We start from the raw sequence: 11,208 nt of genomic DNA on the forward strand, positions 1-11,208 counted from the left end.
CGCCGCACGGCCCGAACCGCGCCCACCGCGCCCACCGCGCCGCCGCGAGCGCCCGGCCCGGACCTCGTCGGTGACGCGACCGACGGTGAGGTGGGGTCGCGCACGCTCCCGCGCCTCGGCACGACCCAGGACGGCGGCCCCCACGTCCCGTGCGCCCGCGCAGAGGCCGACGACGGCGGCCGCGTCGCCGCCCAGGCCCACCCACAGGGTCCGGTGCGCGAAGACGCCGGCCCCCTGCAGCCGGAGGTCGAACGGTTCGTGGTGCGCCGCGAGGTCGGCCAGACCGTCCTCGAGCTCGGGGACCGCGCCGTCCGGGACGTCCCCGTAGAAGGCGAGAGTGACGTGCCAGCTCTCCGGCGCGGACCAGCGCACCGGCGGTGCGCCGGAGCCGTCGAACGGACGCGCTCCGAGGTGGACGGACGTCAGCGCCCGGGCGAGGTGCTCGAGGGCCGCGTCGGACGGACGGAGCGAGGCGAAGAGGCGCATCGGCACCAGCATGCCCGCCCCCGGCCCGCCGGACCGCCGGGGGCGCGTCAGGACCGGCGCTGCGCGCGGGCGGAGGCGTAGAGGCAGACGGTGGCCGCCGTCGCGAGGTTGAGCGACTCGGCCCGGCCGTGCAGGGGGACCCGGACGACCGCGTCGGCGAGGGCCCGGTCCTCGGGCCGCAGCCCCCAGGCCTCGTTGCCGAAGAGCCACGCGGTCGGGGCGGCCAGGTCAGGGGCGCCGGCGGCGCTCGTCGCGTCGCCCACGAGGTCGAGGAGGTCGTCCAGGTCCCACTCACCGCCGCCGTCGGCCGCGAGGACCTGTAGGCCGGCCGCGTGCAGCGCGGCGACCACTTCCGCGAGGGGGGCGCCGGTGACGACCGGCAGGTGGAACAGGGACCCCGCCGTCGACCGGACGACCTTCGGGTTGTGGACGTCGACGCTCGCCTCCGTGAGCACCGCACCACCGGCGCCGGCCGCGTCCGACGCGCGGATGACCGTCCCCGCGTTGCCCGGGTCCCGGACGTGGTGCAGGACGCTCACCAGTCGCGGCGACCCTGCCAGGAGGGCGCCGAGGGTGACGCGCGCCGTGCGCGCCACGGCCAGCACCTCCTGGCAGTCCGGGCTCATGGCGCGGAGCACCTCGGGGGTGGCCGTGCGGACGGGGAGCTCGGCGTCGTGCGCCGCTGCGAGGATGTCGATGTGCCGCCCCGCCGCCTCCGGCGTCAGGTAGAGGTCGACGACGGCGTCCGGGGCCTCCCGCACCAGCTCACGGACGCCCTGCGGACCCTCCACCAGGTAGCGGCCGTGCCGCAGACGCGCCGAACGCCCGGCCAGCGCCCGGACCGCCTTCACCCGCTCGGCGCGGGGGTTGGTCAGGTCGGGCATCGGCCGGGCGTCCGGCGGTCGTGCGTGGTCGGGCAGCGGTCAGGCCGCCGACGGCGCGTTGACGTCGGCGGGCAGCGCGTCCTTCGCGATCTGGACGAGCGCAGCGAACGCCGCCTGGTCGCTGACCGCGAGCTCCGCGAGCACGCGACGGTCGACCTCGACACCCGCGGCCTTGAGGCCCTGGATGAAGCGGTTGTAGGTCATGCCCTCGGCGCGGACGGCAGCGTTGATGCGCTGGATCCACAGCTTGCGGAAGTCGCCCTTGCGCGCCTTCCGGTCGCGGTAGGCGTAGACGAGGGAGTGGGTGACCTGCTCCTTCGCCTTGCGGTAGAGGCGGGACCGCTGACCGCGGTAGCCGGACGCCTTCTCGAGGGTCGAACGGCGCTTCTTCTGGGCGTTGACCGCCCGCTTCACGCGTGCCACGTGATGCTCCTTGCGTGTCGGGGCTCACAGGTGAGCGGGGTGCAGAGCACCCGCGGGCTCACTTGCCGAGCAGCTTCTTGATCTTGGGGGCGTCGGCGGGCGACAGGACCTGGTCGGACGCGAGGCGACGGGTGCGGCGGCTCGACTTGTGCTCGAACAGGTGACGCGCGCCCGCCTGCTCCCGCATGACCTTGCCGGTCCCGGTGAGCCGGAAACGCTTCTTCGCACCACTGTGCGTCTTGTTCTTCGGCACTGGTGTGCTCTCTTCCTCGTTCGCCCAGGGGGCTGGATCACGTGCGGGCCGGTGGGCTCGCACCTGGACAGGTGGTTCGTGGGGCGTCAGGCCTGCGCGACGTCGCTCTCGGCGGGAGCCGCCGGGGCGGACGGCACCGCAGCCGGGGCGCTCTCCGCCGCGGCGGGGGCGTCCGGCGCCGGGACCGGCGCGGCCTGCTCGGGAGCGTTCGGGGCGTCCGGGCGGCCCGCGTCCTTGGCCGCCTCGGCCTCCGCCTGAGCGCGACGCTTCTCGCTCTTGGCCTCGGCCTTCTTCTTCACGGGCGCAAGCACCATGATCATGTTGCGACCGTCCTGCTTCGGCATGCTCTCGATCGTGGCCAGCTCGGCGACGTCCGTGGCCAGCCGCTGCAGCAGCCGGACACCCATCTCCGGCCGCGACTGCTCGCGACCGCGGAACATGATCATGACTTTGACCTTGTCCCCGGCCTTGAGGAAGCGCTCGACGTGGCCCTTCTTCGTGCCGTAGTCGTGCGGGTCGATCTTCAGGCGGAAGCGGATCTCCTTGAGGACGGTGTTGGCCTGGTTGCGCCGGGCCTCACGCGCCTTCATGTCCGCTTCGTACTTGAACTTGCCGAAGTCCATGAGCTTGCAGACGGGCGGCCTGGCGTCCGGCGCGACCTCGACCAGGTCGAGGTCGGCCTCCTGCGCCAGCCGCAGGGCGTCCTCCACACGGACGATGCCGACCTGCTCGCCGTTCGGACCGACCAGGCGGACCTCGGACACGCGGATCCGATCGTTGATGCGCGGCTCGCTGATGTGCTGCTCCTCGGACTCGACGGGACGACCACCCACGACGAGGAAGGCCCCCGCGTCGAGCACGTCGCGGGGGCCTGCAGTCCGGTGCGCCGACGACGACGCCGAGGTGCCCGCGCCGAGACGGCGCGCTCACCTCCGGACCGGAACCCGGCCCCAGTCGTCCGCCCCGGCTGGGGTGGACGGTCGGTGCTCGGGTGGGATCAGCTCCGCTTGTGCACCGGGCCCTGTCCGTCCGCGGCGCGGGTCCGGAGTGCGGATCTGCACCGCGGGCGCGACGGAGCCCGGTCGGTCGGGCGCCACTCTACCAGGCACTTGCGGGGCGTCGCGCTCAGGGCCGCGCCCCAGCACGCAGCGGCGCGTGGCCCGTGGCGGGCGGGAAGGTCGCCCCGGCCGCGGTGAGAGGATCGTGGCATGACAGAGCAGTCGAGCCCTCCCGAGGAGGGCGCCGTCACGGCCGCCGCGGTGCGGGACATCGCCGAGATCCCGGCCGTCGCGGTCATCCAGGCGGCCGCCGTCCACCTCATGAGTGCCGCAGCCGTGAAGTGCGGCCTGGCCGAGGACACGGACGACGTCCGCGGTGCCGACCTGGCTGACCTCGACGAGGCGCGCAAGCTCATCACCGCGCTCGCCGGCCTGGTCACGGCCGCCGCACCGGAGATCGGCTCGCAGCACGCGCGCTCGCTGCGCGACGGTCTCCGGTCCCTGCAGCTCGCATTCCGCGAGGCGCTCCCCTACCCCGACGCACCGGGCGAGGGACCGGGCGAGTCGTTCACGGGCGCGGTGTCCTGACCCGGTCGTCCGGACGCACCCCGAGCCCCTCGCGGCGGGCGTCCTATGCTGACCGGGTGACCGACAGCACTGGACTGCCGCGTCCCGCGGGGGGTCCCGGCGCCGAGGTCGACCGACGCACCGGGGACCTCGACGTGCACGACGGCGCCCCGCCGCCGCCGCCCGGTCCGGTGGCCGCCGGGTCGGCACCCGCGGGCGCGTCCCCCGCCACCGAGCCGGCTGCGTCGGCTCCCGCAGCACCGGACCCCGTTCCGGGGCGGGACGAGCGGCGCCGACACCGCCGTCGCGTCGCCACGACCGCGGCCCTCGTGGTGCTGGCGCTCGCCCTCGCCGCCTCGACGGTGCACCTCTACCGGACGAGCACGGCCTGGGAGGCCCGCGCCGGCGCCTACCTGCAGGACGCGCGCGGGCTGGGCGAGGACCTGGCGTCGACCCGGGCGGCGCTGGCCGGGACCGAGTCGGAGCTCGAGGCCGTGCGGGCGCAGCTCGCCACCGCGCAGGGCCGCATCGTCGAGCTCGCCGACGAGAAGGCGCAGATCGGCGACGACCGCGAGGTGCAGCGCCAGCTCGTCGACTACCAGGAGCGTGTCAGCGACGCCGCGGGGCAGGTCGCCCTCGCCCTGGACCAGTGCGTCCAGGGCCAGGGGGAGCTCATCGGCTACCTGGAGAACACCGTGACGGGCGTGGCGCAGTACGACCCGCTCGAGCTCGAGCGCTTCCGGACCGACGTCGACGAGCTGTGCCAGACGGCCACCGAGGCCAACATCGCCCTGCAGCGGGAGCTGAGCCGGTGAGCACGGCCTCGCGTGACGCACGCCGCAGGCGGGTACGCGGCCCCTCGGGGACCACCGGCGCCGTCGGGCTCCTCGCCGCCTCGTTGCTCGTGGGGTGCGCCCCCGTCCAGGGGGTCCTCGACGAGGTGCCGCAGATGCCCGGCCCGCGGGTCACGGACCTGGTGCCGTCCGAGGCCCCGATGACCGCGCCCACGGGGACCGGCATCCTCTCTCCCGACGGCTTCGACGCGGTGCAGCGCATGGCGGTGCGGATCCGCAACGTCGGGTGCGGGACCTTGACGACCGGGTCGGGCTTCGCGATCGACGCGACCGTGCTCATCACCAACCGGCACGTCGTGGAGCAGTCCGACGAGGTCCAGGTCTCCACCTACGACGGGCGGGACATCGACGTGGCGACGGCGAGCACCGCGGCGCTGGCGGACCTCGCGATCGTCCGGACGGTCGAGGACCTGCCCAGCTACCCCGTGCTCGCCGACGCGGACCCCGTGCGCGGCGACGCCGTGACCGTCGTCGGCTACCCGCAGGGCGGGGCGCTCACCGTGACGAGCGGGACGGTGATCGGGGAGACGACGGACCCCATCAACGAGAACCTGGGCCAGGTGCTCGTCACCGACGCGCCGGTGGAGCCGGGGAGCTCGGGCTCCGCCGCGCTCGACGAGGAGGGGCGCGTCATCGGCGTCGTCTACGCGAAGAACGCGGCGGGCCAGAGCTTCCTGGTGCCGGTCAGCACGCTGCGCCGCCTCCTCGACGACACGGTGGCCTTCACGCCGACGCAGGCCTGCGAGCCCTGAGGCCCTCGGAGACCGCCGGTCCGGTCACCGGGCGGTGACGACCTGCATCTCCAGGCTGTCGACCCGCGCCGCCACGACGTCCTCGGCCGCCAGGACGGCCCCGACGCGCTGGAGCACCTGGTCCAAGGCGGCCCGGTCGAGACCCGGCTCCAGCGCGACGACCACGCAGACCTCGGCGCGCCGACCGGGCACGGCGTCCGCACCGCGCACCTGCGGCACCTGCTCCAGCGCCACCGCGACGGCCGACCGCACCTCCCGGACCACCGCGCCGTCGACCACGGCGGGCCGCCAGGGCTCCCCCAGCGCCAGGGCGCGCACCGCGGTGCGCGGGACCAGCACCGTGACGGGACCGCCGGGGTCCACGACGAGGACCTCCCAGCCCTCCTGCAGGGCGGCGGCGGCGGCACGCGGGCCCTCCGCGGGGACGGGACGCGCCGCAGGGCGCCACGCGGCGAGGCTCTCCGTGCTCGTGAAGACGGGCAGGGCCGTGCGGCCGTCGGGGGTCGCGAGCGCGACGACCCCCGTCGACGCCTCCTTGTCGACGTGCAGGCCCGACGCGGTCGTGGCGGAGGCCTCCAGCTCGGCGAGCACCGGGACGAGCACCCGCGCGCCGGCGAGCGCCGTCACGACGTCGGCGACCGTCGTCCGCCCGTCCGGCAGCCCGGCGAGCGCCCCGGCGAGGCCCGGATCCGCGGAGCCGTCGTCGCCGGCGAACGCCGACGTCGGCGGCAGCTCCTTGCCGCTCACGGGCGACCGGCGACGTCCAGCGCCTCGGGCAGGGTGAACGCCCCCGCGTAGAGGGCCTTGCCGACGATGGCGCCCTCGACGCCCTCGCCCACGAGGCCCCGCAGCGCGGCGATGTCCTCCAGGCTCGAGATGCCGCCGGAGGCGACCACCGGGGCGTCCGTCCGGGCGCACACCTGGCGCAGCAGGTCCAGGTTGGGGCCGCGGAGCGTCCCGTCCTTGGTGACGTCCGTGACGACGTAGCGCGCGCACCCCGCGGCGTCGAGGCGGTCGAGGACCTCCCACAGGTCGCCGCCCTCGCGCGTCCAGCCGCGCGCGGCGAGCGTCGTCCCGCGCACGTCGAGACCGACCGCGATCGCGTCCCCGTGCTCGGCGATGACCTTGGCCGTCCACTCGGGGTCCTCCAGGGCCGCGGTCCCGAGGTTGACGCGGCGGCAGCCCGTAGCGAGCGCGCGCTCGAGGGAGGCGTCGTCGCGGATGCCGCCGGACAGCTCCACCTGGACGTCGAGGGCGCCGACGACCTCCGCGAGCAGCTCGGCGTTGGACCCCCGGCCGAACGCGGCGTCGAGGTCCACGAGGTGGATCCACTCGGCGCCGCCGGACTGCCAGTCCAGCGCAGCGGCCATGGGGCTGCCGTAGGAGGTCTCCGAACCGGCCTCCCCCTGGACGAGGCGGACCGCCTGCCCGTCGGCGACGTCCACGGCGGGCAGGAGCTCGAGTCGGGTCATGCGTCAGTGTCCTCTCAGGCTGGAGACCCAGTTCTCCAGCAGCTGCGCGCCGGCGTCCCCGGACTTCTCCGGGTGGAACTGGGTGGCGGCGAGCGGGCCGTTCTCCACGGCGGCGACGAACGGCCCGCCGTGCTCGGCCCACGTCACCGCGGGGGGCGTGAAGCGGCCTCCGCCGAGCGGCGGGAAGCTCCGCGCGGCGTAGGAGTGCACGAAGTAGAAGTACTCGTCCTCGACCCCGGCGAACAGCGTGGAGCCCTCGGCGGCGTCGACGGTCGACCAGCCCATGTGCGGCACGACCGGCGCCTCGAGGCGGTCGACGACGCCCGGCCACTCGCCCAGGCCGTCCGTCCGGACGCCGTGCTCGTCGCCGTGCTCGAACAGCACCTGCATGCCCACGCAGATGCCGAGGACCGGGCGGCCGCCCGCGAGGCGTCGGTCGATGATCTGGTCACCGCGCACCTGACGGAGCCCGGCCATGACGGCCGCGAAGGCACCCACGCCGGGGACCACGAGCCCGTCGGCCTCGCCGGCCGCCACGGGGTCCGCCGTCAGCTCGACGTCGGCGCCCACGCGCGTCAGGGCACGCACGGCGGAGCGCACGTTGCCGAAGCCGTAGTCGAGGACGACGACGCGAGGGGGGGAGGTCACCGAGGGAGTCTAACGACGGGTCGCTCACCCACGCCGACGCGCCCGGGCCGCCGCGGTGAGCGTCCGGGCCGCGCGCCAGCGGGACATCCCGACGGACGAGACGACGTCCGGCAGGTCGCCCGCGGCGGCCTGCCCGAGCAGGAGCTGCTCGACGACCGGGGGCGCGCCGTCGAGCATGAGGACCGCGGAGACGTCGTCGCCCCGGCTGCCCGCGGACCACCGGGAGCCGGCCATCCGGCCGCCACGGTGCACGAGGAGCACGACCATCGTGTTGGCGAGGGCCTTGGACACGGTGGCCGCGGCGCGCTCCGGCTGCTCCCCCGTCGCGTCGCGGCACACGGCGATGGCGCCGATGTCGCTGGGCACGACGTCGACCGCCACCTTGCCCAGGGCGCACGCGGCGGCGAGCGCCTCGGCGTGGGCGACCTGGGTGAGCAGGACCGCGGTCGGCGGCAGCGTGACGTCGTCCGCGCTCACAGGGCGCCCTTCGTCGACGGGATCCCCTCGACGCGCGGGTCGGGTGCCACGGCGGCGCGCAGCGCCCGGGCCAGCGCCTTGAACTGCGCCTCGACGATGTGGTGGGGGTCGCGGCCGGCGAGGACCCGCATGTGGATGCAGATGCCCGCGTGGTGCGCGATCGACTCCAGCACGTGGCGCGTCAACGACCCGGTGAAGTGGCCGCCGATGAGGTGGTACTCCTGCCCGGCGGGCTCGCCGTCGTGCACGAGGTAGGGGCGGCCGGACACGTCGACGACGGCCTGGGCGAGCGCCTCGTCCAGCGGCACGAGGGCGTCGCCGAAGCGGCCGATGCCGGCCTTGTCCCCGAGCGCGACCCGCAACGCCTCACCGATGGCGATGGCGACGTCCTCGACCGTGTGGTGCGCGTCGATGTGGGTGTCGCCCGTCGCACGGACGGTGAGGTCGACGAGCGAGTGCTTCCCGAGCGCCGTGAGCATGTGGTCGTAGAAGGGCACCGACGTCGAGATCTCGGTGCGCCCGGTCCCGTCGAGGTCGAGCTCGACCAGGACGCTCGACTCGGACGTCGTGCGCTCGATGCGTGCTGTCCTGCTCACAGTCCTGCCACCTCCACCAGGGCGTCGCGGAACGCCGTCATCTCCTCCGGGGTGCCGATCGACACCCGGAGCCATCCCTCGGGGCCCGTCTCGCGGATGAGCACACCCCGGTCCAGCAGCCCCTGCCACACCGCGTGCCGGTCGGCGAAGCGGCCGAACAGGACGAAGTTCGCGTCGCTGTCGGCCACCGTCAGGCCGCGGTCCCGCAGCCAGCCCACGGTCGCGTCGCGCTCGGCGCGCAGTCCCCCGACCTGCGCCATGAGCTCGTCGGCGTGCGCGAGGGCCGCGCGGGCGACCGCCTGGGTCACCGCGGACAGGTGGTACGGGAGCCGGACGACCCGCAGGGCGTCGACCACCGCCGGGTCCGCCACCAGGTAGCCGACCCGCGCCCCGGCGAGGCCGAACGCCTTGGACATGGTCCTGCTGACCACGAGGTTCGGGTGGTCGGCGAGGAACTCGAGCGCGGACGGCGTCCCGGCGCGCCGGAACTCGCCGTAGGCCTCGTCGACGACGACGACGCAGCCGCCGGGGACCTCGTCCGTCGCGGCCAGGACAGCCTCGACCTCGGCCGCGGGCAGCGCCGTCCCCGTGGGGTTGTTGGGGCTCGCCAGCAGGACCACGGACGGGGCGTGCTCGTCGATGTGCGCGCGCACGTCCGCCAGGTCCAGCGTGAAGTCCTCGGCGCGCCGGCCCACCACCCAGCGCGTCGACGTGTCCCGCGCGTACTCGGGGTACATCGAGTACGTCGGGGCGAAGGACAGCGCCGTGCGACCCGGGCCACCGAACGCCTGGAGCAGGTGCAGCATGATCTCGTTCGAGCCGTTCGCCGCCCACACCTGCTCGACGGCGGGGTGCACGCCCGACTCGACGGCCAGGTACGCCGCGAGGTCGGCACGCAGGGCCAGGAACTCCCGGTCGGGGTACCGGTTGAGCCCGCGCGCGGCGTCGGCGACGGCGCCGGCGATGTCCGCGACCACCTGCTCGGACGGGGCGTAGGGGTTCTCGTTGACGTTGAGCAGCACGGGGACGTCGAGCTGCGGGGCGCCGTAGGGCTCCAGGCCGACCAGGTCGTCCCGGACCGGCAGCCGGCGCTGCGCCGAGGCCGCGGGCCCCGGGGTCACAGGGGTCGCCACGGGACCGACCTGGGGGCTCGTCTCGGCACTCACGCGCCCGATCGTAGCCAGGGCGGTCAGGCCGCGCGGTGACCGCCCAGCTCCAGGACCCGGCGGTCGCCGTCGGGCCGGAAGCCGACCGCGTCCAGGTACTTCTCGGACGCGGTCATCCCGGGCGACGCCACGACGCGGCGCGTGCCCAGCGAGGCGAAGGGTCCGTCGGGCCGGAAGACGAACTCGCCGGGCGTGAAGTCGCGGTGCGCGGGGAGCACGTAGTCCAGGACCACCTGCTGCTCGTCGGGCGCGCTGCCCTCCCGGGTGAGGACGACACCGACCACCTCGTCACCCGAGCTCACGAGGAAGGCGTGCCGCGCGGAGGCGGCGACCTCGTCGGGTGCCCGGCCCCGCAGGTCCGGGTTGAAGGCCACGATGTCCTCGGTGTGGCGCTGCAGCAGGTGGCGCAGGAAGGGCTCGTCCGCGGCGATGGGGACCACGTCGTACGCCCGGGAGTCGTGCCGCCGGCGCGTGAGCCGCGCGATGAAGAACAGGTTGATGCCGACGAGCACCGCGTTCATCGCGACCATCGGCCAGACGGCCAGCACGGCGTTGTAGAACACGAGGACGGCGCTCGCCGACAGGTTGAGGACCCGGAACCGCATGACCCTGGTCTGGAGCAGGGACACGATGAGGACGGCCGAACCGATCCAGCCGACCGCTTCCACGACGGGCACGTCAACCTCCTGGAGAAGGCCCGGCCACGTCGCCGGCACCGGGCTGATCTTACGGCCGCGGGGTCATGCCCGAGCGCAGTCCGAGACCCCGGGAGGAGCCGCGGCGCGCGTCGTTCAGGACGCCGTGGCGGTCTCGACCACCCAGCGCGCCACCAGGTCCCCGACCACGTCGGGGCGGACGACCCCGCTGTGCGTCGCGCCGTCGACGACGACGACCTCGACCGGGTGGCCGCCGTCCGCGAGCGCGGTCTCGAAGCCGCGGGCGAACTCCTCCCCCACCACCCGGTCGGCTGTGCCGTGCACGAGCAGGAACGGCAGGTCGGGGCGCTCGCCGGCGAGCAGGAGCGGGTTGCCCTGGGCCCACAGGTCCGGGGCGTCCGGCTCGGGGACCCCGAAGAGGTTCCCCGCGAGACCGCGGGTCGCGGAGACGTCGTAGGGCCCGGCCAGGCCGACGACGCCGGCGGCCTCGCGCGGCGCGTACGGGCACGACCCGCCGTCCCCCTCGGGGGCCAGGCCGACGACCGCGGACAAGTGCGCCCCGGCGGAGTGGCCGACGAGGACGACCGGGACGTCCGGGACCTGCTCCGCGGCGTACGCGACGGCGCACCGGACGTCGTCGGCGGGGACGGGCCAGGCGGCACCCGTCGAGGACGTGCCGTAGGTGATCGTCGCGACCGCGAGACCCGCAGCGGTGAGGTGCTCCGCGAGGGCCCCGAGCCCGAGCGGGTCGGCCGTCGCCCAGCCGCCCCCGGGGACGAGCACCACGACGGCCGGCGGTGGCGTCACCGGCACGGCCACCGAGGCACCCAGCCCGGCGAGGTACTCCCCCGGGCCCGGCGCGGCCGACGGTCGGGGCGGGGCGCCCGTCACCGGCGGCGGGGAGGGCACCGGTCCGCCGGAGGTCCCGGCGGAGGAGCCGGCGGCCCCGTCCGCCCCATCGGCGGGGCTCCCCCCC

The 11,208-nt window shown here is 75.3% G+C and carries 16 protein-coding genes; 3 read left to right on the top strand and 13 right to left on the bottom strand.

What is annotated here, in order from left to right:
* The 5 genes from thpR to infC form a co-directional block, all read right to left on the bottom strand.
* Positions 1-486: RNA 2',3'-cyclic phosphodiesterase (gene thpR / locus N866_RS02720; RefSeq protein WP_216699361.1), on the bottom strand; the 486-nt coding region annotated here is incomplete at its 3' end.
* A gap of 47 nt (positions 487-533) precedes the next feature.
* Complete coding sequence (locus N866_RS02725; RefSeq protein ID WP_034222270.1) at positions 534-1,370, bottom strand: TrmH family RNA methyltransferase; 837 nt, start codon at positions 1,368-1,370, stop codon at positions 534-536.
* Between the two features lie 39 nt (positions 1,371-1,409).
* Complete coding sequence (rplT, locus tag N866_RS02730) at positions 1,410-1,793, bottom strand: 50S ribosomal protein L20 (protein WP_034222271.1); 384 nt, start codon at positions 1,791-1,793, stop codon at positions 1,410-1,412.
* Between the two features lie 58 nt (positions 1,794-1,851).
* Complete coding sequence (gene rpmI, locus N866_RS02735; RefSeq protein ID WP_034222274.1) at positions 1,852-2,046, bottom strand: 50S ribosomal protein L35; 195 nt, start codon at positions 2,044-2,046, stop codon at positions 1,852-1,854.
* An 86-nt stretch (positions 2,047-2,132) separates the two neighbouring features.
* Positions 2,133-2,906, bottom strand: a complete 774-nt coding sequence (infC, locus tag N866_RS02740; RefSeq protein WP_425393949.1) for a translation initiation factor IF-3 — start codon at positions 2,904-2,906, stop codon at positions 2,133-2,135.
* Between the two features lie 348 nt (positions 2,907-3,254).
* Here infC and N866_RS02745 point away from each other — a divergent pair, with 348 nt between their 5' ends.
* Genes N866_RS02745 through N866_RS02755 form a run of 3 tightly spaced genes read left to right on the top strand, consistent with a single transcriptional unit; the run spans position 3,255 to position 5,217 of the window.
* Complete coding sequence (locus tag N866_RS02745) at positions 3,255-3,632, top strand: DUF1844 domain-containing protein (RefSeq protein WP_034222277.1); 378 nt, start codon at positions 3,255-3,257, stop codon at positions 3,630-3,632.
* 56 nt (positions 3,633-3,688) lie between these two features.
* A complete protein-coding gene (locus N866_RS02750) occupies positions 3,689-4,426 on the top strand; it encodes a hypothetical protein (RefSeq protein WP_245612339.1) in 738 nt (245 codons plus the stop codon).
* Entirely contained in the window at positions 4,423-5,217 is a 795-nt protein-coding gene (locus N866_RS02755; RefSeq protein ID WP_245612340.1) for a S1C family serine protease, read from the top strand. The genes N866_RS02750 and N866_RS02755 overlap by 4 nt, the downstream gene beginning before the upstream one ends.
* Positions 5,218-5,241: 24 nt before the next feature.
* On the opposite strand, the gene N866_RS02760 is transcribed toward N866_RS02755, so the two are convergent.
* From N866_RS02760 to N866_RS02795, 8 genes are all read right to left on the bottom strand, one after another.
* Positions 5,242-5,964, bottom strand: a complete 723-nt coding sequence (locus N866_RS02760; RefSeq protein WP_034222280.1) for an SseB family protein — start codon at positions 5,962-5,964, stop codon at positions 5,242-5,244.
* Entirely contained in the window at positions 5,961-6,689 is a 729-nt protein-coding gene (gene priA / locus N866_RS02765) for a bifunctional 1-(5-phosphoribosyl)-5-((5-phosphoribosylamino)methylideneamino)imidazole-4-carboxamide isomerase/phosphoribosylanthranilate isomerase PriA (protein ID WP_034222282.1), read from the bottom strand. Before priA ends, N866_RS02760 begins: the two co-directional genes overlap by 4 nt.
* 3 nt (positions 6,690-6,692) lie before the next feature.
* Positions 6,693-7,337, bottom strand: coding sequence for an imidazole glycerol phosphate synthase subunit HisH (gene hisH / locus N866_RS02770; protein WP_034222285.1), 645 nt, complete (start codon positions 7,335-7,337; stop codon positions 6,693-6,695).
* A gap of 24 nt (positions 7,338-7,361) precedes the next feature.
* Positions 7,362-7,814, bottom strand: coding sequence for a hypothetical protein (locus N866_RS02775; RefSeq protein WP_034222288.1), 453 nt, complete (start codon positions 7,812-7,814; stop codon positions 7,362-7,364).
* Positions 7,811-8,410: an imidazoleglycerol-phosphate dehydratase HisB gene (gene hisB / locus N866_RS02780; protein WP_034222291.1), complete on the bottom strand. Its 600-nt coding sequence runs from the start codon at positions 8,408-8,410 to the stop codon at positions 7,811-7,813. The genes N866_RS02775 and hisB overlap by 4 nt, the downstream gene beginning before the upstream one ends.
* Complete coding sequence (locus N866_RS02785; RefSeq protein ID WP_155855170.1) at positions 8,407-9,531, bottom strand: histidinol-phosphate transaminase; 1,125 nt, start codon at positions 9,529-9,531, stop codon at positions 8,407-8,409. Before N866_RS02785 ends, hisB begins: the two co-directional genes overlap by 4 nt.
* A gap of 68 nt (positions 9,532-9,599) precedes the next feature.
* Positions 9,600-10,253, bottom strand: coding sequence for a hypothetical protein (locus N866_RS02790; protein ID WP_034222294.1), 654 nt, complete (start codon positions 10,251-10,253; stop codon positions 9,600-9,602).
* 114 nt (positions 10,254-10,367) lie between these two features.
* A partial coding sequence (locus N866_RS02795; RefSeq protein ID WP_216699362.1) for an alpha/beta hydrolase occupies positions 10,368-11,208 on the bottom strand: 841 nt, incomplete at its 5' end.

The organism is Actinotalea ferrariae CF5-4, from assembly GCF_000603945.1.
Lineage (GTDB): Bacteria > Actinomycetota > Actinomycetes > Actinomycetales > Cellulomonadaceae > Actinotalea > Actinotalea ferrariae.